General features: G+C 43.0%; 25 protein-coding genes. 19 read left to right on the top strand and 6 right to left on the bottom strand.

Features of this window, described 5'->3' with window-relative positions:
• Positions 1-97: 97 nt before the first annotated feature.
• From PASHI_RS17420 to PASHI_RS17410, 3 genes are all read left to right on the top strand, one after another.
• Positions 98-1,060, top strand: coding sequence for a YihY/virulence factor BrkB family protein (locus tag PASHI_RS17420; protein ID WP_062566501.1), 963 nt, complete (start codon positions 98-100; stop codon positions 1,058-1,060).
• 88 nt (positions 1,061-1,148) lie between these two features.
• Positions 1,149-1,991: a pirin family protein gene (locus PASHI_RS17415; protein ID WP_062566500.1), complete on the top strand. Its 843-nt coding sequence runs from the start codon at positions 1,149-1,151 to the stop codon at positions 1,989-1,991.
• A gap of 9 nt (positions 1,992-2,000) precedes the next feature.
• On the top strand, positions 2,001-2,972 hold the full coding sequence (locus tag PASHI_RS17410) for a glutathione S-transferase family protein (RefSeq protein ID WP_062566499.1): 972 nt from the start codon (positions 2,001-2,003) through the stop codon (positions 2,970-2,972).
• A gap of 40 nt (positions 2,973-3,012) precedes the next feature.
• Here the strand turns inward: PASHI_RS17410 and PASHI_RS17405 are convergent, their stop codons facing one another.
• The 4 genes from PASHI_RS17405 to PASHI_RS17390 form a co-directional block, all read right to left on the bottom strand.
• Positions 3,013-3,588: an AAA family ATPase gene (locus PASHI_RS17405; protein ID WP_062566498.1), complete on the bottom strand. Its 576-nt coding sequence runs from the start codon at positions 3,586-3,588 to the stop codon at positions 3,013-3,015.
• Positions 3,589-3,677: 89 nt separating this feature from the next.
• Positions 3,678-3,935, bottom strand: coding sequence for a hypothetical protein (locus PASHI_RS17400; RefSeq protein ID WP_054561060.1), 258 nt, complete (start codon positions 3,933-3,935; stop codon positions 3,678-3,680).
• The gene (locus PASHI_RS17395; RefSeq protein ID WP_062566497.1) at positions 3,935-4,381 is read right to left on the bottom strand and encodes a hypothetical protein; all 447 of its coding nucleotides are present in this window, start codon (positions 4,379-4,381) and stop codon (positions 3,935-3,937) included. Before PASHI_RS17395 ends, PASHI_RS17400 begins: the two co-directional genes overlap by 1 nt.
• Positions 4,382-4,386: 5 nt before the next feature.
• Entirely contained in the window at positions 4,387-4,728 is a 342-nt protein-coding gene (locus tag PASHI_RS17390) for a hypothetical protein (protein ID WP_054561058.1), read from the bottom strand.
• Between the two features lie 460 nt (positions 4,729-5,188).
• On the opposite strand from PASHI_RS17390, the gene mraZ reads away from it, so the two are divergent.
• The 16 genes from mraZ to lpxC all read left to right on the top strand — a co-directional run bounded on the left by mraZ (position 5,189) and on the right by lpxC (position 22,919).
• Positions 5,189-5,647, top strand: coding sequence for a division/cell wall cluster transcriptional repressor MraZ (gene mraZ / locus PASHI_RS17385; protein WP_054552739.1), 459 nt, complete (start codon positions 5,189-5,191; stop codon positions 5,645-5,647).
• Positions 5,648-5,677: 30 nt separating this feature from the next.
• Positions 5,678-6,613 (top strand): 16S rRNA (cytosine(1402)-N(4))-methyltransferase RsmH, encoded by a 936-nt coding sequence (rsmH, locus tag PASHI_RS17380; RefSeq protein WP_062566496.1) that lies wholly within the window; start codon positions 5,678-5,680, stop codon positions 6,611-6,613.
• Complete coding sequence (ftsL, locus tag PASHI_RS17375; RefSeq protein WP_054561056.1) at positions 6,613-6,939, top strand: cell division protein FtsL; 327 nt, start codon at positions 6,613-6,615, stop codon at positions 6,937-6,939. Before rsmH ends, ftsL begins: the two co-directional genes overlap by 1 nt.
• Positions 6,936-8,753 (top strand): penicillin-binding transpeptidase domain-containing protein, encoded by a 1,818-nt coding sequence (locus tag PASHI_RS17370; RefSeq protein ID WP_062566495.1) that lies wholly within the window; start codon positions 6,936-6,938, stop codon positions 8,751-8,753. Before ftsL ends, PASHI_RS17370 begins: the two co-directional genes overlap by 4 nt.
• Positions 8,746-10,224 carry a UDP-N-acetylmuramoyl-L-alanyl-D-glutamate--2,6-diaminopimelate ligase gene (murE, locus tag PASHI_RS17365; protein ID WP_062566494.1) on the top strand — a complete coding sequence of 493 codons (1,479 nt, stop codon included), beginning with the start codon at positions 8,746-8,748 and terminating at the stop codon, positions 10,222-10,224. Before PASHI_RS17370 ends, murE begins: the two co-directional genes overlap by 8 nt.
• Positions 10,221-11,609 (top strand): UDP-N-acetylmuramoyl-tripeptide--D-alanyl-D-alanine ligase, encoded by a 1,389-nt coding sequence (locus PASHI_RS17360; protein ID WP_062566493.1) that lies wholly within the window; start codon positions 10,221-10,223, stop codon positions 11,607-11,609. Before murE ends, PASHI_RS17360 begins: the two co-directional genes overlap by 4 nt.
• Positions 11,603-12,685 carry a phospho-N-acetylmuramoyl-pentapeptide-transferase gene (gene mraY / locus PASHI_RS17355; RefSeq protein WP_054552733.1) on the top strand — a complete coding sequence of 361 codons (1,083 nt, stop codon included), beginning with the start codon at positions 11,603-11,605 and terminating at the stop codon, positions 12,683-12,685. Before PASHI_RS17360 ends, mraY begins: the two co-directional genes overlap by 7 nt.
• Positions 12,686-14,011, top strand: a complete 1,326-nt coding sequence (murD, locus tag PASHI_RS17350; protein WP_062566492.1) for a UDP-N-acetylmuramoyl-L-alanine--D-glutamate ligase — start codon at positions 12,686-12,688, stop codon at positions 14,009-14,011.
• Positions 14,008-15,183 carry a cell division protein FtsW gene (ftsW, locus tag PASHI_RS17345; protein WP_054561050.1) on the top strand — a complete coding sequence of 392 codons (1,176 nt, stop codon included), beginning with the start codon at positions 14,008-14,010 and terminating at the stop codon, positions 15,181-15,183. The genes murD and ftsW overlap by 4 nt, the downstream gene beginning before the upstream one ends.
• The gene (murG, locus tag PASHI_RS17340; RefSeq protein ID WP_062566491.1) at positions 15,180-16,253 is read left to right on the top strand and encodes an undecaprenyldiphospho-muramoylpentapeptide beta-N-acetylglucosaminyltransferase; all 1,074 of its coding nucleotides are present in this window, start codon (positions 15,180-15,182) and stop codon (positions 16,251-16,253) included. Before ftsW ends, murG begins: the two co-directional genes overlap by 4 nt.
• A 17-nt stretch (positions 16,254-16,270) precedes the next feature.
• On the top strand, positions 16,271-17,707 hold the full coding sequence (murC, locus tag PASHI_RS17335; RefSeq protein ID WP_290442290.1) for a UDP-N-acetylmuramate--L-alanine ligase: 1,437 nt from the start codon (positions 16,271-16,273) through the stop codon (positions 17,705-17,707).
• Entirely contained in the window at positions 17,704-18,624 is a 921-nt protein-coding gene (locus tag PASHI_RS17330) for a D-alanine--D-alanine ligase (RefSeq protein WP_054561047.1), read from the top strand. The genes murC and PASHI_RS17330 overlap by 4 nt, the downstream gene beginning before the upstream one ends.
• Position 18,625: 1 nt before the next feature.
• The gene (locus PASHI_RS17325) at positions 18,626-19,405 is read left to right on the top strand and encodes a cell division protein FtsQ/DivIB (RefSeq protein ID WP_054561046.1); all 780 of its coding nucleotides are present in this window, start codon (positions 18,626-18,628) and stop codon (positions 19,403-19,405) included.
• The gene (gene ftsA / locus PASHI_RS17320; RefSeq protein WP_054552726.1) at positions 19,402-20,634 is read left to right on the top strand and encodes a cell division protein FtsA; all 1,233 of its coding nucleotides are present in this window, start codon (positions 19,402-19,404) and stop codon (positions 20,632-20,634) included. The genes PASHI_RS17325 and ftsA overlap by 4 nt, the downstream gene beginning before the upstream one ends.
• 21 nt (positions 20,635-20,655) lie before the next feature.
• Positions 20,656-21,903 carry a cell division protein FtsZ gene (ftsZ, locus tag PASHI_RS17315; RefSeq protein WP_054561045.1) on the top strand — a complete coding sequence of 416 codons (1,248 nt, stop codon included), beginning with the start codon at positions 20,656-20,658 and terminating at the stop codon, positions 21,901-21,903.
• Positions 21,904-22,007: 104 nt separating this feature from the next.
• A complete protein-coding gene (gene lpxC, locus PASHI_RS17310) occupies positions 22,008-22,919 on the top strand; it encodes a UDP-3-O-acyl-N-acetylglucosamine deacetylase (protein WP_036971181.1) in 912 nt (303 codons plus the stop codon).
• Between the two features lie 71 nt (positions 22,920-22,990).
• On the opposite strand, the gene yjjG is transcribed toward lpxC, so the two are convergent.
• Positions 22,991-23,665 (bottom strand): pyrimidine 5'-nucleotidase, encoded by a 675-nt coding sequence (gene yjjG / locus PASHI_RS17305; protein WP_062566489.1) that lies wholly within the window; start codon positions 23,663-23,665, stop codon positions 22,991-22,993.
• Between the two features lie 11 nt (positions 23,666-23,676).
• Entirely contained in the window at positions 23,677-24,216 is a 540-nt protein-coding gene (gene yjjX, locus PASHI_RS17300; protein ID WP_054561043.1) for an inosine/xanthosine triphosphatase, read from the bottom strand.
• Positions 24,217-24,257 lie beyond the last annotated feature (41 nt).

The raw sequence follows: 24,257 nt of genomic DNA, 5'->3' as shown, positions 1-24,257 counted from the left end.
TGTTTTTATAAGCTTAGCTTAATGCAATTCAGACGCCATTATTACTGGCAAGTTGTTTGCAGCTTGAGAGTGATTAAAGCAATTTTTTAGGTCGCTTATGAGTAAGGACAACCGAGGTTACCAAGCTCGCTCACCAATGGAGATCCCAATGCGAGGCTGGTGGGATATCTGCAAGCGGGTTTATCACAACCTATCACAAGACAATTTATCTTTTGTGGCGGCAGGCGTGGCATTTTATGCTCTGTTGGCTATTTTCCCTGCGCTGGCGGCTATTGTCTCTGTGTATGCATATTTTGCCTCGCCAACAGATATTTATGATCAGCTTGATAAAGTGATTGCCATTTTACCTGAAAGTAGCCGTGACATCATTTTGCTACAGGTTAGTGGTATCACTCAGCAATCGCAAAAGGTATTGAGTGCCAGTGCCATAGGTACTTTATTATTGACTGTTTGGAGTAGCAGCAAAGGCTGCCAAGCACTGATCACTGCCTGCAACATTACTTATCATCAGCGCAATAAGCGCCAGTTTTTTATGGCATTAGTGGTGCGTTTTTTATTTTCGTTAGGTGCTATTGTGGTTGCGCTGGTGGCGTTATTGATCATTGGTATTTTGCCAATAGTGCTTAACTTAGTTGGCTTAACTGAGCTTATCGATTTAATGATTCAGCTTATTACTTGGCCACTATTAGCCATTATTTTTAATTGCGCTTTAGCATTTTTATATCGTTATGCACCGCATAGAACGCCTGCCAAATGGCGCTGGATCACCCCAGGCTCAATGCTTGCCACGTTTCTTTGGATCATCGCATCAATCGGTTTTTCATATTATGTATCGCAATTTGCAAGTTATAACGAAACTTACGGATCGTTAGGTGGTGTGGTGATCATGTTGATGTGGCTTTATATCAGCGCATACATCATTATTTTTGGTGCCGCCATTAATGCCAGTGCCGAGCAACAAACCTTAGTCGATAGCACCATAGGGCCAGAGAAAGAAGTTGGAGAGCGGGGTGCTACAGTGGCTGATAGATTAACCAGACAACAAAATGAGCATTCTTAAAAATAGAATGATTAGCGCTAATTTTACTCATGGTTGTTAGTTAAATTAGCGCCTACAATCATTTCATACAATTTACGGGAGTAAAGTTATGAAAGTGATTCAACAATTAAATAGTCATGCCACACAAGATGGTGACGGCGTAAACATCAGTCGTATTCCTGGCTTTGATGGCAAGTATTTAGACCCTTTTTTAATGATCGATGAGCTTAAGTCAGATGATCACAGTGATTTTATGGGGGGCTTTCCTGCGCATCCTCACCGCGGTATCGAAACCTTTACTTATATTATTAAAGGTGGCTTTGAGCACCAAGATCAAATGGGTAACAAAAAAGCGATCCGTGCTGGTGATGTGCAGTGGATGAGTACCGGTTTTGGTGTGATCCACAGTGAAATGCCATTAGCAGATGCTAAAGAAGGCATGCACGGTTTTCAGATTTGGCTCAATATGCCAAGTGCCGAGAAACTAAGAGCACCACGTTATCAAGATACCACTGAAGCGCCAGCACCAACGACTCAAAATGAGCAAGGTGTTGAGCTTAAAGCGTTGGCAGGAAGCTGGCAGTTTGCCGGTGAAAAGCAGGACTCTAGCCTACAAGACCTCGCCGCTGATGGCATGCTTGCTGATGTGACTTTACCGGCTGGTACGCAGTTTTACCATGCACCATTAGCGCAAACTAAGGTGATGATTTATATCCATACTGGAGAAATTCATACTGAACAGGGCGGTCCAGTTAAAGCTGGCAGCTTATTGATTTTAGAGCCTGGCAGTAACATTGAGTTTAACTCGCAAACTGGTGCTGGGGCGTTGATCCTAGCCGGTGAGCCGCTTAAGCAACCAATCGCTCATATGGGCCCGTTTGTAATGACAACCCAAGCTGAGTTACAGCAAGCAGTGCGTGACTATCAGCTAGGTAAATTTGGCACACTATAGGAGGTTATTGTGGGATTACTAGTAAATGGCCAATGGCAAGATAAATGGTACGACACCGATAACAATCAAGGTGAGTTCAAACGTGAGGCAGCTCAGTTACGTAACTGGGTTACCGAAGATGGCAGTGCAGGGCAAAGTGGTGATGCGGGCTTTAAAGCTGAGAAAGATCGTTACCATCTTTATGTCTCTTTAGCTTGCCCTTGGGCTCATCGCACTTTGATTTTTCGCCATTTAAAAGGCCTTGAAGATTATATCAGTGTGTCGGTTGTAAGTCCTGACATGCTAGAGCATGGCTGGACCTTTGATAAAGACAATCACAGCACCGGTGATGCACTTTTCGATAGCGAATTTATGCATCAAATTTATACGCGTAACAAAGCCGATTATTCAGGTCGTGTTACGGTTCCCGTGCTTTGGGATAAAAAAACGCAGCGTATTGTTAGCAACGAATCTGCTGAGATTATCAGAATGTTTAATAGCGCGTTTAATGCCCTAACAGGTAATGAACGCGACTTTTATCCGCAATCGTTACGTTCTGAAATTGATGAAGTTAATGAGTTTGTTTATCACAACATTAATAATGGGGTGTATCGTGCAGGCTTTGCGACAACGCAAGAAGCTTACACGGAAGCCTTTGATGATCTCTTTGCCGCTCTAGATAAGATTGAGCAACGTTTAACAGCTAATCGTTATTTAGTGGGTGAGACCCTGACTGAGGCCGACTGGCGTTTATTTACCACCTTAATTCGCTTCGACAGTGTTTATGTGGGCCACTTTAAATGTAATTTGCGTACTATTGAGAGCTATCCGGCGATCAGCAACTATTTACGTGAGTTATATCAAATTGAAGGTGTAAGTAAGACCGTTGATTTTTATCATATAAAACGTCATTACTATTTTAGCCACACCATGATCAACCCAACTCAAGTTGTGCCAAAAGGGCCTGATATAGACTACGCTCGACCACATAATCGTGGTTAATAGATTCTGATAACTAACAGTTTTATGACTGATTAAGCTGTTAGTTATAACTATCCATGACCTTGCGGATAGTGTCGATGCCAAACATCACCTTTTGAATAAATGACTCTGAACTTTTCACTAAATTAAAGTTAGGGTGCTGTGACCAAACAGCTTGCAGTTTGTCATCAAGCAAAATAGCTTGCTGATCAGATTCGTTTCTAACAGGGTTATTAGAATGAATACTTTGCCCAGACTTAGCAGCTGTTTCAAAAAAGATCACTGCATCATACTGGTTAAGTTCGATTTCTAGGCTGGTGTTTAAACACTGAAAAAACTCATCTTGCTCACCGGGCCAATAGGCAAGCCCATCTAAACTACCACGATCGCAAAGCATTAAACGATCTGGGTGCATGGTTCGCTGAATATGTTCAAGGTGTTTTTGTAAGCTGAAGATAGCTTGTTGGTGAGCTTTAATGAGGTGAGTTGCATCACCACGTTCTACACCACCGCTGAATAGCATGGTCGCAGACTCTGGTACAACAACAATTTGATTAGAAAATTCACGTCTTAATAGATCGATGGCTGTTGTTTTACCACCGCCTGGGCCGCCTGTTAATACAATCCTTTTTTTCACCTTACATTCTCACAAATTGCTCGTTTGTGTTTAAGGTAATGAAAATAGGTGGCAAAGAGAAGTAAAAAGCAAACATTACATGATAAAGATCACAACAAACGCAGTAACCAGCTGAAGCGGCTGACTTGTTTCAATTTACCGTCTTTGTGGTCTGAGTTATTAAGTGCTTCGTAGCCCATTCCCGCAGTGAAGGCACTGGCAATACCTACTTTACTTACTGCAAAGCGTTTTAAACGGTATTTGAATGCTTGATGGTGTTGACGTTTAAGCTCATCTTGTAGATCCATTTGTTGGCTTAGTTCAGTCACTCTGTGCTGTGGTTTATTAATAAAATAATCAATTAACATCATTCATCCTTATTAATATTAAATAATTGACGAACGCTTTTTAGCGTGTGATCAAAGCCTATCTTACTACTTACATAACCAATATTTTTCCAAAGCCATGCAAGGCATATCAGTTGTAATGCAATCAATGAAATAGCGGCTAACCACAATGATTGGCTAAAGCTAAATATTGCGATACCGACAGTAGCAAGTAGACCAGCCCAAAGTAGCACCAAGCCGCCTGCAAAACAGACGAGTAGGATGATCGTTAAGGCGAGTGAGCGTGTTGATAAGCGCCACTCAGCAGCTGCAAGCTTTTTACAAGTTCCAGTTTGTTCACGGTAGTCAATGTATAGCTGTTTGCCGTAATCAGATAATTTAGCAAGATGATCTTGCCACTGATCAGCGTTTAACGGCTGTTCAGTGGCATCTTGCGTTTTCTCATCTGTGGATTGAGAAGACTGCATAACAATTACTTACGACGAATAAGAGCAGTTACTAACATGCCTGCAGCAAAGGCAATACCTGCTGTTGCAAGTGGGTTTTCTGATGCAAGCTTACGAGTTTTACCACTGTACTCATTAATTTTAGCGCGTGCTACAGCTTGCTTTTCAGAAAGCGTTTGAGCAGAGCTCGATGCGCCTTGGCGAACACTATGTTCAGCACTTGCTGCACGAGTTGAAAGTGCATCAACAGCGTGATGTGCTGCTTCAGTTGCTTTTTCTGTGAATGGCGCCTCTACTTGAGCCGCGTTCGAGTTTGCACTGCTATTAGTTTCTGTGCTTGAATTCGATTTAGAAGTTGCGGTAGTCATAATCATTCCTTAAAAATTGCCATTTAATTGGTATCTAATCTATTGCAACCTTCATACCAAATAATAAAAATTAACTTTTTCAATGCGTTATAATTTTTAATCAGCCATTGGAGGGAGAACATTCGTAACTCTTGCAGGGTGATTAAGTAAAAATTACAACATTCGATAATTTTGTAATTATTCATTGGTTATTCATTAACCATTTTTCCCTAATACATCGCCAAGAAAATTGAAAAAATATTTTTTTTCGATGTTTTCCACTTTTTCCCACGTAATTCATAGGCTTTGCTTGAGGCCTTATTTTTTCTGGCTTCACAAGGCGCTTATGATGATCTGCTTACTTGACAAAATGGCTTGTCAAGCCCTAAACTGGAGCACTGTGGTAAAAAGTGGTTTTTAGTGGATCAAACTGGATCGGAAATAATCATTAACGATTAACAACCTATTTTTAAGGCAAGTTATGTTTCGGGGTGCGAGCTCTCTGAGTTTGGATGATAAAGGACGCTTTGCGGTACCGACTAAGTACCGAGATGCGATCTTGTCTGAAGATCAGGGAACGGTTATCTGCACTGTGGCCTTAAATGAACCTTGTTTGTGGTTATACCCGCTAGCAGAATGGCTCGAAATTGAAGAACGATTATTAAAGATTTCGAACATGAATCCACGCGCTCGCCGTATGCAACGTATGCTGCTCGGTAACGCTACAGAGTATCAACTAGATAAAAATGGCCGAATTTTGCTGGCGCCGTCGTTACGCGCACATGCAGAACTTGGAAAAAAAATCATGTTGGTTGGCTTGATGAACAAGTTTGAAATTTGGGATGAAGATCGTTGGCATGAACAAATGCGCCAAGATACTGAAATTGAACGCCTAGGCGATTTTGAGGCGAATCCTGAGTTCGATAATTTCTCACTCTAACCACAATAATAAAAAGGCAAAAAATAGCTAATGACAGCGCAATTTGAACATGTCTCTGTACTGATGGACGAAACCATAGATGCTTTGGATATTAAACCCGAAGGCATTTACATGGATGGCACATTTGGTCGCGGTGGGCACTCTGGACAAATTCTTGCGCGTTTAAGTGAGCAAGGTCGTTTACAAGCAATTGACCAAGATCCACAAGCTATTAAAGCCGCAGAAAAGTTTGCTGATGATGCACGTTTTTCGATTGCCCACACTCGTTTTTCAAACCTTAAAACAGTTGCCGAAGATAACGATTTAATCGGTAAAGTTGACGGTATTTTGTTAGATATCGGTGTTTCTTCGCCACAGCTTGATGATGCTGAACGCGGTTTTAGCTTTATGAAAGATGGCCCGCTTGATATGCGCATGGACCCAACCAGTGGTCGCAGTGCTGCACAATGGCTCGCTGAAGCTGAACTTGAAGATATCACTCATGTGATTAAAACCTACGGCGAAGAAAAGTTTGGTCGCCGTATCGCTCATAAAATAATTGAAACACGTGAACACACTGCTATCACAAGCACAAAGCAGCTTGCTGAGTTAGTCGATGAAGCGGTGCCAGTGAAAGATAAACACAAACACCCGGCTACACGTACATTCCAAGCGATCCGTATTTATATCAACAGTGAACTTGAAGAAATTCAAACTGCACTGCAAGCCGCTGTTGACGTTTTAAAACCAGGTGGACGTTTAGTCGTTATTTCGTTCCACTCGTTAGAAGATCGCATTGTTAAGCAATTTATAAAAAAACAGAGTAAGGGAGAGGCGATACCCAGAGGTCTGCCTTTGACGGACGCACAAATAAACAAAAACCTGACGTTAAAGGCAGTGGGTAAAGCCATTAAGCCGAGTAAGGCGGAAATAGAAGCTAACCCGCGTTCACGTAGTTCTGTGTTAAGGGTTGCTCAGAGGTTGTAATGAAAGCTAAAGCGACACATCGCCAACCCAATTTATTTGTAGAGATTTTTAAAGGCCTAGGAGCTAATAAGCTGACCTTGGCCTTGTTGGTTGTGATCCTTGCTTCGAGCTTAAGTGTGGTTCAAGTGACGCACCTAGCGCGTCAACAATTGATTGAACAAGATAAATTATTGCAAGAGCGCGATGAACTTGATCTTGAGTGGCGTTACTTGCTTGTAGAAGAAGAATTTTATTCGCAGCATGCGCGTATTGAAGAAGTCGCAACCATGCAATTAGAAATGAAACGGCCAACTAGCCAAGACGAACAGGTGGTGGTACTGCAATGAGAAGCAGAGGGAAAAAGCCAACGAATACCTTGATAACATGGCGCTTTTTGCTCGTGTGCTCAGTGGTGTTGCTAGTCTTTATGACGCTGGTTGCGCGTGCCGCTTTTTTACAGGTCATTGAGCCAGATAAAGCGCGTTCAGAAAGTGATAAACGTACTGTGCGAGTTGAAAAACAACATGTGCAGCGAGGTATGATCTTCGATCGCAATGGTAAAGAGTTGGCAGTCAGCGTGCCTGTGGTGAGTGTGTATGCCGATCCTAAGGCACTACATAAATCACTGATCAGCAAGGTACTGCGTCAAGCACGTAAAAATGGTGAAGATCAACAAGCGCTTGCTGAAAACACTGTTGAGTTAGATAAACGTATTGCCGCTTATTACAATAATGATATTCGCTGGCGTGAACTTGCGGATGTATTACGTATTGAACCAAGCAAAATTAACTCTCGTCTTCGTGATAATCCAAAGCGTCGTTTTGTCTACTTAAAACGTCAGGTTACCCCTGCTGTTGCTAACTATATTGGTGATCTTCGTTTACCAGGTATCCACTTACTTGATGAGTCAAAACGTTATTACCCTGCCGGTGAAGTGACAGCTCATGTTATTGGTTTTACTAACATAGATGGTCATGGTATTGAGGGGATCGAAAAGCTTTATGAAAAAGCTTTAACCGGTGTTGAAGGTCAGCGTACTATTCGTAAAGATGCGCAAGGCCGTGAAGTAGAAGTTCTTGATGAGCGCGAGCGTGTAGAGCCAGAGAGTATTCATTTAAGTATAGACCAACGTATTCAAGCAATTGCTTATAAGGCAGTGAAATCAGCGGTGTTATCGTACAAAGCGACCTCAGGTTCAGCCATGGTTGTGGATGTTAAAACCGGTGAAGTGTTGGCTATGGTAAATAGCCCATCGTTTAACCCAAATAACTTATCAGATGCTGCGCCGCATAAGCGTCGTAACCGTGCTATCACCGATTTGTTTGAGCCAGGCTCAACTGTTAAGCCGCTAGCCATTTTAGCTGGTTTAGACTACGGCGTAATTCAACCGGATTCAATTGTTGATACTTACCCTGGCTGGATGCGAGTAGGTGGTAGCCTTGTGCAAGATACTCGTAATCATGGTGAGATGACTTTAAGAGAGATCTTAAAATATTCAAGCAATATGGGTGTGACTAAGGTCAGCCAAGAGCTACCAAAAGATTACTTTGTTGGTCTTTATCAAAAAGTTGGTTTTGGCAGCGACAGTGGCACGGGCATGGTTGGCGAAAGCAGTGGTTTATTTTATCCAAATCGCCGCTGGTCTGATCATGAAATTGCTGCACTATCATTTGGTTACAACTTAGCAGTAAGTACCGCACAAATGGCGCGTTTTTATGCCATGTTAGGTTCAGGCGGTGTTATGCGTCCATTGACTGTACTTAAACAAGAGTCGGTACCTGAAGGCGAACGTATTTTTCAACAAAAAGATGTTGAAGCTGTTGTTCACATGATGGAAAGCGTGTTTGAGAAAGGTGGTACTGCTCAAAAAGTTCATGTTGATGGTTATCGTGCTGCAGGTAAAACAGGTACTTCTAAAAAAGCGGCTGTTGGTGGTTACGGTGATGAGTATGTTGGTTATTTTGCCGGTATTGCACCTGCAAGCAACCCGCGTTTAGCGGTAGTAGTATTGATTAATGAGCCGGGTGGAGATGTTTATTACGGCGGTGCGACGGCAGGTCCTGCATTTGCAGAGATTGTCTCCAATGCTTTAAGAATTCTAAACGTCGCACCGGATAAAGATGCGGTTGCGTACGTAGAAGGCAAAGATAACGATGCGTGATTTAAAACCGATTCTTAATCAAATTGATGTTGAGGCCAATAGTTTATTGGTTAATCAACTACGTCTTGATAGTCGAGATGTAAAAGCTGGCGATGTATTTGTCGCTATAAAAGGTCATCAGCTTGATGGCGGACAGTTTATTGAAAAAGCCATTGAAAATGGTGCGGTGGCAGTTATTGCTGACCGTTTATGTGAGTTCGAAAGTGAGTTTGAACCACTTTATTTAGTTACCGATTTAGCGAAAAAGCTGCCTGCACTTGCAGCTGCTTTTTACCAGCAACCATCAAAGCAGTTGGATTTAGTGGGTGTGACAGGCACCAATGGCAAGTCAACGACCACAGCGATGATCGCGCATTTAGCACAGCATTGTCATAAACGTGCGGCTGTGATTGGTACGCTCGGTTATGGGCACCCTGATAACCTGACTGAGCTTGCAAACACCACACCATCGAGCGTCGATTTACAGCGTATTTTATCTGAACTTGTAACAGAACAGCATGATGTTGTGGCTATGGAAGTCTCATCTCATGGCTTAGTTCAGCAACGTGTTGATCAGTGTAAATTTAAAGCCGCTGTGTTTACTAACCTTTCGCGTGACCACTTAGATTATCATGGCACGATGGATGCCTACGGTGATGCGAAGTTGATGTTAATGCGTGACCATATGCCTGAGCTTGTGGTGCTTAATCAAGATGATGCGCAAGTTGAAGCATGGTTAGAAAAATACGACTTCAATAACCTAATTTGTTACGGCCATAAAAACCTAACGCCTAAAAATGCGCGTTTTGTTTATTTCAGCGATGTAACCTATGATAACACCGGTATATCGGCGAAGTTCGATACCAGTTGGGGACAGGCTGAAGTTAATTGCACACTGTTTGGCGAGTTCAACTTATATAATTTAGCCGCTGCAATGGCTACTTTATTAGGTATGGGTTACCCACTTGATTTACTCGTTGAAGGGTGTAAATCATTGCAGCCTGTTGCTGGGCGCATGCAGGCATTTAGTGCGCCAGGTCAACCGACTTGTATTGTTGACTATGCCCATACTCCTGATGCGTTAGCACTAGCATTACAAGCATTGCAAAAGCATGTTCCAGGTGGCGTCAGCTGTGTGTTTGGCTGTGGTGGCGACAGAGACAAAGGCAAACGCCCGATGATGGCAAAAGCTGCTGAAGCTAATGCAGACCGTATTATTGTCACCAGTGATAACCCAAGAAGTGAAGACCCAGACGCAATTATTGCTGATGTGATTGCAGGGCTTGAGCAGCCTGAACGCGCACATTGTGAAGCAGACCGCGCGCAGGCTATTAGTTATGCCATTGCGCAAGCAGGTGCTGATGATGTCATTCTAATTGCGGGCAAAGGCCACGAAGACTATCAAATTATTGGCGACCAACGAATTGACTTCTGCGATCGTCAATATGTACAACAACAATTAAAAGAAAAATCGCAAGGGGCGCAGTTATGATCCCTATGGATTTTGATTGGCTAGCTAAAGTTCTAGCAACCGATTACCAAGGTGGTAATCAAACGGTAAAAAATATTAACACTGACACCCGTACTTTGTGCGACGGTGAAGTGTTTTTAGCGCTACAAGGGCCTAATTTTGATGGTCATAAATTTGTTGCGCAAGCAAAAGAAAAAGGCGCGATAGCTGCCATCGTAGCGCGTCCTGTTAACGTCGATATTGTGCAGTTTGTGGTCAGTGATACACGTATTGCGCTTGGCCAAATTGGCGCGGCTGTGATGGCACAGGTTGCACCAAAAACAATCGCTATTACAGGTAGCGTGGGTAAAACGACCGTTAAAGAAATGTGTGCGGCGATTTTATCAGGCCACGGTGAAGTACTGGCCACAAAAGGCAACTTTAATAATGACATTGGTGTGCCACTGACGTTATTACGTCTTGAGCCACAGCACCAATATGCGGTGATTGAGTTAGGTGCCAACCACATTGGTGAAATTGCATACACCGTTGCAATGACGAAACCTGATGTTGCTGTGGTATGTAATGTTGCAGCTTCTCACTTAGAAGGCTTTGGCTCACTACAAGGTGTAGCAACGGCCAAAGGCGAAATCTATGACGGCTTAAAGCCTGATGGTGTTGCCGTAGTTAATTGCGACAGTGATTATGCCGATTTTTGGCTTGATAAATTAACTGATCGCAACGTAAAACGTTTTTCTACTAACCAACAATTAGATTATTGGGCAGAAGATGTGGTGCTTGATGAGCAAGCCCGTGCTTCTTTTGTGCTTTGTAATAAAGATAAAAAAGTACCTGTCACACTGGCACTACCGGGCAAACATAATATTGCAAATGCATTAATAGCCACCGCGTTAACCACTGAGCTGGGTGTAAGCCTCGAAAGTGTTGCATCGGCGCTGGCAACCATGGGTGAAGTTAAAGGTCGTGTAAACGTCCTTAAAGTGTCAGACACATTGACGGTTATTGATGATACCTACAACGCGAATGTGCAATCGGTTAAGGCGGCAATTGATTTATTAAGTGATATGCCAGGGCGTCGTATTTTTGCGTTAGGTGATATGGGTGAGCTTGGTGAAGAAGCGCGTTTTTATCATCAACAAGTCGGTGAGTATGCACAGCAAAAAGGCATTGATGAGCTATACAGCTTAGGTGTTTTAAGCAAGTCAGCCAGTGATGTATTTGAAAAGCCAAACCGCCACTTCTCAAGCCGTGAACAATTATTACAACAATTACAAAGTGAACTTGCTCAATCGACGCAAAAAACCACAGTTGTTGTAAAAGGTTCGCGCAGTTCTCGTATGGAGCTTGTGGTCACAGATTTAGTAAATAGCCAGCAAAATGGCAACAATGGAGTATCGTCATGTTAGTTTGGCTGGCCGAGTATTTAACACAGTATTACAGTGGTTTTAATGTTTTTTCTTACCTAACGCTGCGCGCGATTTTAGGTATTTTAACAGCACTACTTATTTCACTTTATTTTGGCCCTAAGCTAATTCGTGCATTACAAAAAATGCAGATTGGTCAGGTGGTTCGTCACGATGGTCCAGAGTCACACCTATCTAAAAAAGGCACGCCAACTATGGGCGGTATTTTGATTTTAGGAGCGATTTTTACCAGCACATTACTGTGGGCAGACCTTTCAAATAAATATGTTTGGGCAACCTTATTTGTTGTGGGCTCGTTAGGTGTAGTTGGTTTTATTGATGACTACCGTAAAGTGATCCGCAAAGACCCTAAAGGCTTAATCGCTAAGTGGAAATACTTTTGGCAATCAGTGATTGCGTTAGTGGTTGCCAGTGCGCTTTATTTTACCTCGCAGCAAGGCAGCGAAACCTCATTAGTTGTGCCGTTTTTCAAAGACGTGTTACCACAGCTAGGATTGTTTTATATCGTGATGACTTACTTTGTAATTGTAGGTACGTCGAACGCGGTAAACCTAACAGATGGCCTTGATGGTTTAGCGATTGTGCCAACCATTTTAGTGGCGGCAGCGCTTGCCATTATTGCTTATTTAACAGGTAACGTTAATTTCTCAAGCTACCTACATATTCCGCATTTGCCACTCGCCAGTGAGCTTGTGGTTGTGTGTACAGCAATTGTGGGAGCTGGACTTGGTTTCTTATGGTTTAACACCTACCCAGCACAGGTATTTATGGGTGATGTAGGCTCATTAGCACTCGGCGGTGCTTTGGGTATTATTGCGGTGCTGGTTCGTCAGGAACTGGTACTTATCATCATGGGTGGTGTGTTTGTAATGGAAGCATTGTCGGTGATTTTACAAGTGGGCTCTTACAAATTACGTGGTCAACGTATTTTTAGAATGGCGCCTATTCACCACCATTATGAATTAAAGGGTTGGCCTGAGCCGCGCGTAATTGTGCGCTTTTGGATTATTTCAATCGTGCTAGTACTTGCTGGCCTTGCGACATTAAAGATCAGGTAAATGACAGTTATTAACGAGATTAAAAATAAACAAATTTCAGTGCTCGGACTCGGTGTAACCGGTCTGGGCATTGTGCGTTTTTTATTATCTCAGAATATTAAGCCAATTGTTGTTGATAGCCGCACAGCGCCGCCGGGTGCTGATTGGCTAAATGAGCATGCCAGTGAGTTAACGACTCACTTTGGTGATTTAGAGCAGGCAGACTTAGCCAGCAATGACATTATTATCATCAGCCCAGGTCTAAGCCTCGCGACACCTGCTGTAGCAAAAGCGATTGATGCTGGTGTTGAAGTGATTGGTGACGTTGAGCTTTTTGCCCGATTAACCGATAAACCAATTGTTGCGGTGACTGGTTCAAATGGTAAGTCGACTGTAGTTACATTGGCGTTTGAAGTACTTAAAGCGGCCGGTTATAAAGTTGGCCTTGGTGGCAACATTGGTACTGCGGTACTTGATTTACTATCGCAAGACTATGATGTGTATGTACTTGAACTGTCGAGCTTTCAGCTTGATACCACACACAGCTTAAAAGCAAAAAGTGCCTGTGTATTGAATGTGAGCGAAGATCACCTCGATCGTTATCCAAGCTACCAAGCATACATTGACTCTAAGCAAAGTATTTATAACGGCTCTGAGCTTGCGGTAGTTAATGCCATTGATGTGGCAACGCATACTGCAAAGCAGCCCCAAGTGAGCTTTGCGCTCGCTAATGCAGATTTTGCCTTGGTTGAATATCAAGGTGAGCAATACTTTGCAGCACACGGTAAGCCGGTGTTACCAGCAAGCTGTTTAAATGTTGTTGGCTTGCACAATCAACAAAACGCGCTCGCGGTGATGGCATTACTGAGCCCGTTTGATATTGCTAAAGAGCATTACCAGCAAGCGTTTAGTGCTTTTACTGGGCTTGCACACCGTTGTCAGTTTGTTGCTGAAATTAATGAAGTAAAATACTTTAACGATTCAAAAGCGACCAATGTAGGTGCAACTATCGCTGCGATTGAAAGCTTAGCAGGTCAAGCAAAGCAATTAGTTGTGATTGCCGGTGGTGATGCAAAAGGGGCTGATTTAGATGCCCTAAAGCCATACTTAAACAACAAAGTAAAAGCGCTTGTTTGTTTTGGTAAAGATGCTAAAGCGTTAGTGGCTCTGACTGAAAAAGGTCACCTAACCACCAACATGCATGAAGCTGTGCAACTAGCAAAACAGTTAAGCAGCAGTGGCGATATCGTTTTATTAGCACCTGCATGTGCCAGCATTGATATGTATAACAATTACATGCAACGTGGTGATGACTTTGCTCAGTGCGTATTGGCGGAGGCGGTATGATTGCATTTGCTGACATCCGTGAAGCATTAACACCTAAGCAATCGCCACAGCTTTATGATGTGCCGTTATTGTATTGCATGTTGATGTTGATTGGCGTTGGCTTTGTGATGGTAACCAGTGCCTCTATGCCAACAGCAGAGCGATTATTTGATAATCCGTATCACATTATCATTCGCCATGGCATGTTCTTAATTATGGGCTTTTTCTTGTTTTGGATTGCCACTAACGTGCCTATGGATTGGTGGAAGCGCAGTAACGCCTATTTATTGTTGCTGGGTTTAGGTTTGCTGGTTTTGGTGCTGATTGTTGGCCGTGAAGTGAACGGTGCAAAGCGTTGGATACCTATTGGCCCTGTGGGCTTTCAGGTTGCTGAAGCCGCCAAACTGTATTTCTTTAGCTACATTGCTGGTTACTTAGTGCGTAAACGTGAAGAAGTACAAGAGAACTTAAAAGGTTTCTTTAAGCCATTAGCCGTATTTGGTGTGTATGCGTTTTTGATTTTGATGCAGCCAGACTTAGGAACTGTAGTTGTATTGTTTGTGACGACAGTTGGTTTGTTGTTTTTAGCGGGTGCTAAGTTATGGCAGTTTTTTGGCCTTATCTTAACGGGTATTGCTGCAGTGGTGGTGCTAATTATCGCTGAACCATATCGTATGGCTCGTGTTACAGGCTTTTTAGAACCGTGGGAAGATCCGTTTGGTAAAGGTTATCAGTTAGTACAATCGCTAATGGCCTACAGCCAAGGTGGTTGGTTTGGTCAAGGTTTAGGTAATAGTGTACAAAAACTGCAATACCTGCCAGAGGCACATAATGACTTTATCTTTGCAGTGATTGGTGAAGAGCTCGGCTTTTTTGGCGTATTTAGTATTTTGATTGTACTTGCTGTATTTGTATTCAGAGCCCTTTTAATTGGCCAAAAAGCGCTGCAATGTGGCAAAGAGTACGAAGGCTATTTTGCCTTTGCTATTGGTATCTGGTTTGCGTTTCAAACCATGGTAAATGTTGGTGCAAGTGCGGGCATTTTGCCAACCAAAGGCTTAACACTACCGTTTATTTCGTACGGTGGCTCTAGCTTATTAATTATGACCATAGCAACAGGTGTACTTTTGCGAATAGATTTTGAAACAAAGATGGCGACTAAGCAGGCAACCTCACGTGGAGGTAAACGATGAGTAAAAAATTACTTGTTGTTGCAGGTGGTACCGGTGGCCATATTTTTCCAGGTATTGCCGTGGCTGACTTTTTAAAACAGCAAGGCTGGCAAGTTAGCTGGATTGGCACGCCTGATAGAATGGAAGCAACGGTAGTACCTAAGCACAACATTGAGATTGATTTTATCAATGTAAAAGGTGTGCGCGGAAATGGAATTAAACGCCTGATTAAAGCACCTTTTATGGTGATGAATGCGATTTTTCAAGCACGTAAAATTTTAAAAGCTCAAAAGCCTGATGTTGTTCTTGCTATGGGTGGCTATGTGACCGGACCTACTGGCATTGCAGCAAAGAGCTTAGGAATTCCTTTGGTTATTCATGAGCAAAATGCTGTTGCTGGCATGAGTAACCGCTGGCTAGCGAAGTTTGCCAACAAAGTGCTGGCAGCTTTTCCATCGGCTTTTGCAAAAGAACAATGTGAAGTAGTGGGTAACCCAGTCAGAGCAAGTGTCGCTAATGTCACTGCTAAGCAAACAACGACACCAATTAATGTGCTGGTGGTAGGCGGTTCACTTGGTGCACAGGTACTAAATGAGACTTTACCTGCTGTATTCAGTGAACTTTCAGCGCTAACAACGCTTAATATATGGCACCAAACGGGTAAAAATAATGAACCGAATGTGACTGCCAGCTATCAACAGTTAGGATTAACTGAAAATAGTAAAGTCGCTGAATTTATTGATGATATGGATAGTGCATATCAATGGGCCGATTTGGTTATTTGCCGTGCTGGTGCGTTAACGGTGAGTGAGATTGCGGCAGCGGGAAGAATGGCCTTATTTGTGCCTTTTCCACATGCTGTAGATGACCATCAAACTGCCAATGCAAAGTATTTAGTGACTGAGCAAGCTGCGTTGATTATGCAGCAAAGTGAGTTTAACCAAGCGGCGGTTGTTGAGTTATTAACGCCTTACGTAAATGCACCAGAAAAAATTTCAACAATGGCAAGTAAAGCAAAACAGCTTGCTATTTTAGATGCCACAGCCAATGTTGCAAAACGTTGTGAGCAACTAGCAGATAGAAGAGATTAGTAGTGAAAGAAAGCACGATGAAAGAAAACAACACTCGTCCTGCGATGCGTCGTATCGACACTATCCACTTTGTGGGTATTGGTGGCGCAGGCATGGGTGGTATTGCCGAAGTACTTGCTTTTGAAGGCTACCGCATCACAGGTTCAGACATTGCGCACAGTGCGATGACTGAGCGCTTAATTAAAGTGGGTGCAGAAGTATTTATTGGTCATGATGAAAACAATGTAAAAGATGCCAGCGTGGTGGTGGTATCAAGTGCGATTAACGAGCAAAACCCTGAGATTAAAGCAGCAAAAGCGGCGCGTATTCCTATTGTTCGCCGCGCAGAAATGTTGGCTGAATTAATGCGTTTTCGCCACGGTATTGCAGTGGCAGGCACTCATGGTAAAACAACAACCACGAGTTTAATCGCGAGTATTTATGCACAAGCAGGCCTTGATCCAACCTTTATTATTGGTGGCTTGCTAAACAGTGCTGGTAGTAATGCCAAGGTCGGTAAAAGTGACTTTTTAATTGCAGAAGCTGATGAGAGCGATGCGTCATTCTTACATTTACAGCCTATGGTATCTGTGATCACGAATATTGAAGAAGATCACATGGATACGTATGGCGGTAGCTTAGAAAAAATGAAAGACACCTATGTTGATTTCATTCATAACTTACCGTTTTATGGTTTAGCTGTGGTGTGTATTGATTCTGAGGTTGCGGCAGAGCTGATCCCTCGTTTTGGGCGTCCTGTTATTACCTATGGTGAGTCGGCAGAAGCTGATTACCGCATGGTTGATTTTAGCCAAACAGCGAATACTTGTTCATTTAATGTTGTAAATAAGCAAGGTGAAAGCCTAGCAGTTACGCTTAATATGCCGGGTAAGCACAATGCGCTTAACGCGACTGCAGCGATTGCGGTCGCTAAAGATCAAAACATCGCTAACCATGCAATTTTAGAAGCGCTAACAAAATTTGAAGGGGTGGGTCGTCGTTTTCAGCATTACGGAAGCTTTGAAAATGAGCGCGGCAATGTCATGTTAGTTGATGATTATGGTCATCACCCATCAGAAGTTGCGGCGACGATTGCGGCGGTTCGTGAAGGGTGGCCAGATAAACGTTTAGTGATGATTTATCAGCCGCACCGTTATAGTCGAACCCGTGATTTATACGAAGACTTTGTCAAAGTACTGGCTGATGTTGATCAGTTATTACTGCTAGATGTGTATTCAGCGGGTGAAGAGCCAATCGTGGGAGCCGACAGCAAGAGTTTATGTCGTAGTTTACGCCAGCGTGGTAAAGAGCCATTACATGTTGCTAGTAACTCTGAGCTTGCTGGTGTCCTTGCCAGTACACTGCAAGATAATGATTTAGTTTTAACACAAGGCGCTGGTAACATAGGCCAGTTAGTGAAAAAGTTAGCAGCAACCGAGTTGTCTATTGAACAACTAAAGCAGGTAAACGTATGAGCCAGTTAAGTGACAAATTTGGCAAAGTAGCGGTACTTTTCGGCGGCACATCTGCCGAAAGAGAAGTATCTCTTAAATCAGGCCAAGCTGTATTGAATGCTTTGCAAAGTGCTGGCGTTGATGCCATTGCTTTTGATCCGAAAGATCAGCCGTTATGGCAATTAAAAGAATTAAACATTGAACGTGTATTCATTGCCCTTCATGGTCGTGGTGGTGAAGATGGCACTATTCAAGGTGCACTTGAGTTTATGGGTATTCCATATACAGGCAGTGATGTTTTAGGTTCTGCGCTTGCGATGGATAAAGTACGTTGTAAGCATTTATTTAAAGCAATGGGGCTGAGCACTGCACCTTATGCTGTTGTTGATAGCCGCCATGAGTTTGATAGCCAAGCGATTATTAATGAATTTGGTAAAGTGATGGTGAAACCGTCACATGAAGGTTCAAGCATTGGAATGGCAGAAGCAAACAGTGCGGAGCAACTCGATGCTGCGCTTAACGCTGCATTTAAGTTTGATAGCCAAGTGCTTGTTGAGCAATGGATCACTGGCCGTGAATTTACTGTTGCTGTACTCGGGCAAGATGTTCAGCCTGTCATTGAGATGACGACGCCAAATGGTTTTTATGACTATCAAGCTAAGTATCAATCGAATACAACTCAGTATCATTGCCCTGCAGATATATCTGTGCAAGAAACTGAATTGTTGCAAGATATGGCATTAAAAGCGTTTGATTTAGTCGGTGCAAGTGGTTGGGGTCGTGTTGATGCAATGCGTGATCAACAAGGTAACTTTTACTTATTAGAAGTAAATACGGTACCAGGCATGACAGAAAAGTCTTTAGTACCAATGGCAGCAAAAGCTAATGGTGCAAGCTTTGAGCAATTAGTTGTTCGCATTTTGGAGCAAACCCTTTAATATGCATCCTTTTTTAGAAAAAGCGCAACAATTAAAACAGCAGCTAAATTGGTCGTTGATTTTTGGTGTGAGCTTTTTTCTAGTAGTGATTTTTGCATTAGTAAAAATCACTACAGGCGTCTCAGATTGGTTGGTAGAGAACAAAGACGCACAAATAAAGCACTTATCAGTACTTGGGCAACCCCAATATACTGATGAGAAAGCAATTATTGGTGCAATAAAAAAAGCCGACTTATCGAGTTTTTTTGAATTAGACGTAAAACATGTGCAACGCTTAGTACAAGGCTTGCCGTGGGTAGCAACGGCATCGGTCAGAAAGCAATGGCCAGATACCTTGCAAGTATATGTTGTTGAGCATCAAGCTGTAGCGCATTGGAACAGTGACTTACTGTTAAACCAAGCTGGCGAAGTGTTCCAAGCAAGTAGTGATAAATTACCTACAAGCTTGCCACAGCTATATGGCCCAGAAGGCAGTGAAATCGAGGCTTGGACTGCTTTTAGTCAATTTCAAGAAATGCTCAAAGTGAATAACTTAGAGCTGACCAGTTTAGCGCTTTCTGAGCGCTTTTCGTGGCAGTTATGGCTTGATAACGGCATTCGCCTGAACTTAGGCCGCAAAGAAAAAGCAAAGCGTGTACAGCGTTTTATTGACGTGTATCCGCGCATGGAACAACGTGCAGATGCACAAATCGATGTTGTTGATTTACGGTATGATACCGGTCTTGCAGTGAGCTGGAAGCCAGTGCAAGAAGAACAATTAGAAAATAAGAGTAAGGCATGACCAAGTCAGCAGAAAGAAACCTAGTGATTGGATTAGACGTTGGCACATCGAAAGTTGTGGCCACCGTTGGTGAAATCACCGCAGATAACAAACTAAGCATTGTGGGTGTTGGCAGCCAAGTATCGCATGGTATGGATAAAGGCGGCGTTAACGACCTTAACCTTGTTTCTGAATCGATTCGTCGAGCTATAGATGAAGCTGAGTTGATGGCTGATTGTCGTATTAGCTCTGTTTATTTAGGTATTTCTGGAAAACATATCCAGTGCCAAAATGAAAGCGGTGTAGTGGCAATTAACAACACGGAAGTGACTGACGAAGATATTGAAAATGTCATTCATATTGCTCGTTCAGTGCCTATTTCGGCAGAACGGAAAATGCTACATGCATTGCCACAAGAATACAGCATCGATATGCAAGAAGGGATTAAAAACCCACTTGGCATGAGCGGTGTGCGTATGGAAGCTCGCGCGCACATCATTACTTGCTCAAACGATATGGCAAAGAATATCGAGAAATGTGTTGAGCGTTGTGGCCTTGAAGTGGATCAGTTGATCTTTACTGCACTGGCATCATGTTATTCAGTACTCACAGATGACGAAAAAGAGCTCGGTGTAGCCGTGTTAGATATCGGTGGGGGCACCATGGATATCACCATTTATATTAATGGTGCGCTTCGTCATTCAGCGGTTATTCCAGTGGCGGGTAACCAAGTGACTGGTGATATTGCAAAAATATTTAGAACACCTATATCACATGCTGAGTCACTCAAAGTACAATATGCGTGTGCGAGTAGCCAAATGGCAAGCAACGAAGACACAATTGAAGTACCGAGTGTTGGTGGCCGACCTGCGCGTATTATGTCGCGCCATACTTTAGCTGAGGTTGTTGAGCCACGTTTTAGAGAATTATTCGAGTTGGCGATGGAAGAAATACGCCGCTCAGGTTTTGAAGACCAAATTGCTGCAGGTCTCGTCATTACTGGCGGAACAGCAAAAATGACGGGTGCAATGGAAGTGGCAGAAGACATTTTCCAAATGCCAGTCAGAATTGGCAAACCAATCGGGATTGTTGGTTTGACAGATTATGTAGATGATCCTTCGTACGCGACCGCGGTTGGTTTGTTACAATACGGCCGTACAATGCAATCGATGAATGCACAAAAGTCGAAAGCTGAAGGTGATAATAATTGGTGGAACCGTATTACTAAGTGGTTCCAAGGTGAGTTTTAAGACTCAAGTCGGAGAGTAAACATGTTTGATATGATGGAACAGCACAGCGAAGAAGCTGTCATTAAAGTAATTGGCGTGGGCGGTGGCGGCGGTAACGCTGTTGAGCACATGGTAAAACAACAAATTGAAGGCGTACGTTTCATTGCTGCGAATACGGATGCACAAGCATTACGTAATTCATCAGCAGATGTAACTGTACAGCTAGGTACACAAATCACCTCTGGTCTAGGTGCGGGTGCTAACCCTGAAGTGGGTCGTAACTCTGCTGAAGAAGATGCTGAGACTATCCGTGCCAGCCTTGAAGGCGCTGACATGGTGTTCATCGCAGCTGGTATGGGCGGTGGTACTGGTACAGGTGCTGCGCCAGTGGTTGCTAAAATTGCTAAAGAGTTAGGCATTTTAACGGTTGCTGTTGTAACGCGCCCGTTTGACTTTGAAGGTAAAAAGCGTGCTGCAGCTGCTGAACAAGGCATTAATGAATTGTCAGAAACTGTAGACTCACTTATTACAATTCCGAACAATAAATTGCTTAAAGTTTTAGGCAAAGGCACTACACTGTTAGATGCCTTCGCAAAAGCGAATGACGTGTTATTTGGTGCGGTACAAGGTATTGCAGAGCTAATCACACGTTCAGGTCTAATCAACGTGGATTTCGCCGACGTACGTACTGTTATGTCAGCGATGGGTACTGCGATGATGGGTACAGCATCTGCGTCTGGTCCTGACCGTGCACAAGAAGCTGCAGAAGCGGCTATCTCAAGCCCACTACTTGAAGATGTCGATTTAACAGGTGCTAAAGGTATCCTAGTTAATATCACTGCAGGTATGGATATTGCGATTGAAGAATTTGAAATTGTTGGTAACCACGTTAAAGCACTTGCGTCAGAAAACGCAACAGTGGTTGTGGGTGCGGTAATTGACCCTGAAATGAGCGACGAGTTACGTGTAACGGTTGTTGCAACAGGTTTAGGCGGCGATCGTCGTCCACAGTTTGGTATTGTTGATAATGGCTTTAAGAAAGCATCAGGTTCTGATGTACAAAGCTCAATGAACCAAACAACTAGCAGCATGTATGTACCAAGCTTTGCAAGTCAAGGTAGCAGCGATGATGTAAGCATGTCATCAGCGTCTGAAAAGCAAGAGCCAGTACAACAAAGTACAACGAGCAGCTCAGTATCTAGCAGCACTGAGAGCAGCAAAAAATCTGATAAGTCAGAAGGGGGAGATTATTTCGATATCCCTGCTTTTCTTAGAAAGCAAGCTGACTAAATAGACTTTTACTGGTTATTTTGTTCGATAAATAAACAAATTGGCAGCTGGATGTATTTATGATACAATTCGCCGTCTAACTGTAACTATAAGTGAGCGAACCTATGATTAAACAGCGTACGATTGCAGAAGTAGTCAAAGCCATAGGAATTGGACTTCATAAAGGTGAGAAGGTCACTATTACTCTCCGACCTGCGAGCGCAAATACTGGGATAGTATTTCGTCGCGTAGACCTTGATCCGGTTGTTGATTTTGAAACAACACCAGAAGCCGTTGGTGATACGCAACTGTGTACCTGTTTAACAAACAAAGATGGCGTTCGCTTATCAACGACTGAGCACCTTATTGCGGCGGTAGCGGCAATGGGTATTGATAATCTAATTGTTGAATTAGACAGCTCAGAAGTACCAATTATGGATGGTAGTGCATTACCATTCATCTATTTGTTACAAAAAGGCGGCATTAAAGAAGTAAATGCAGCTAAGCGCTTTATTCGTATTAAAGAAAAAGTACGCATTGAAGAAGGCGATAAATGGGCTGAGATCGAACCATACGATGGTTTCCACATCGATTTTGAAATTGCGTTTGATCACCCAGCAATCAATGAAAGCCGCCAACGTATCGGTTTAGATATCACGGCACAAAGCTTCACTGAAGAAATCAGCCGCGCACGTACTTTCGGCTTTATGAAAGATATCGAGTATATGCACGCTAACAACCTAGCATTAGGTGGTAGCATGGATAACGCAGTTGTATTGGATGAGTTTAAAGTACTAAATCCAAACGGCTTACGTTACAGCGATGAGTTTGTTAAACACAAGATCTTAGACTGTGTGGGCGATATGTTTATGACAGGCCACAACATTCTAGGTAAAATCACGGCTTATAAATCAGGCCATGATTTAAACAATAAACTACTTCGTAAAATTATGGCGACTGAGTCAGCATGGGAATGGGCAACATTCGATACCCCAGTGACTATGCCAGCACCAGGCCTAGAAGTAGCGACAGCTTAATCGCAAGCATATTACAGTTATAAAAAATGACGCTTTAAGCGTCATTTTTTTTGCCAAACTATTATCAAGAATCATAAGCCCAGAATAGCTTCAAGCTCGACCAACTGATTGATTTGATAAGTTGGTTTAATATCCTCTGGTAGCTCAACTCCCGGGTGTTGTAACCAACACGTGTCGATACCCACATTGTGACCACCTAAAATATCGCTGGCAGCTGTATCGCCTACCATTAAAATCTGTTCTTTTGGCGGATTCCCCATTAATTGAAATGTATGTTGAAAAATCTCTGGGGCAGGTTTTGCTTTACCGACTAACTCTGAAATAACCAGCCAATCGAACATATCCTGTAAACCGGTGTGACCTAGGCGTTTTTGTTGTAACTTAGCAAACCCATTGGTAATAATGCCTAGCTTGGCGTGTGGTTTTAACTTTGTAAGCAAGTCAACTGCACCAGGTAATGGCACACAAATAGAGGCCATAGCATCCAAGAAGCCATCGTTAAGCTCTTTTGCTGGCACATCGAGTCTATTAGCCCATTCTGTAAAGCGAGTTATCTGTAGCTCGCTGGCGGTAATTTCATGCTTTTGATAAGCAACCCAAAGCGGCTTATTGGTTGCTTGGTAATGATGATAATCTGACTCAGTAAATTCTACGCCGTAATGTGCAAACATCACTTTTAAACCTTCGAATGCATTAAAACTAAATAGCGTTTCATCTGCATCGAATAATACGTGGCTATACTTCATGGTTATCCTAATTACTGGTTGAATAGGGTAGGGTGTGAAAATGGCGCCATGGCCAATGTCAGCGCTTGTACATAAGTACTTTCGCGCGTAGCAAGATGATTGGTTAATAAGCCAATAGCACCACCTTGTTGTTTGATATTAACGGTATTGAACGCCTCATCCATGACATCACCTAGTTCTTTACCAGCTAGCAAGGCATCGTAAAAAGGTTGCGGTAACGGTAGGTTGCTACTGCGACCAACGCTAAATTGCTGCTTGTTTGCAATCACTACAAAGGCAAAGGTTGCAGCGCCATAACTAAATTGTTCTGCGCCGCCTTCCATTGCTGCATAAAAGTCGGCGTCAAAGTGATCTTGGCAATACTTAACACGGTTTTCAGCGCCGATACGGGTTTCATCTTCGCCTAGCGGCTGATCAGGCACACCAGAAGGTGCATCTTCACCTTTGCATTCAATGGTATGATTTGGGAAATAAAGACTAAAGACATGTTTAGCCGCGTTAATTTTAACGGGGTTCTTTGAACCAACAATAACACGTAAAGTTTGTTTCAAGCCGACGACTCCATTGTTTTCACCAGAGTCAGCAGTGTACC

Source organism: Pseudoalteromonas shioyasakiensis, assembly GCF_001550135.1.
In the GTDB taxonomy this organism is placed as follows: Bacteria; Pseudomonadota; Gammaproteobacteria; order Enterobacterales; family Alteromonadaceae; genus Pseudoalteromonas; species Pseudoalteromonas shioyasakiensis.
The sequence above is the reverse complement of the archived record's forward strand: the minus strand, read 5'-3'. Positions and strand labels throughout refer to the sequence as shown.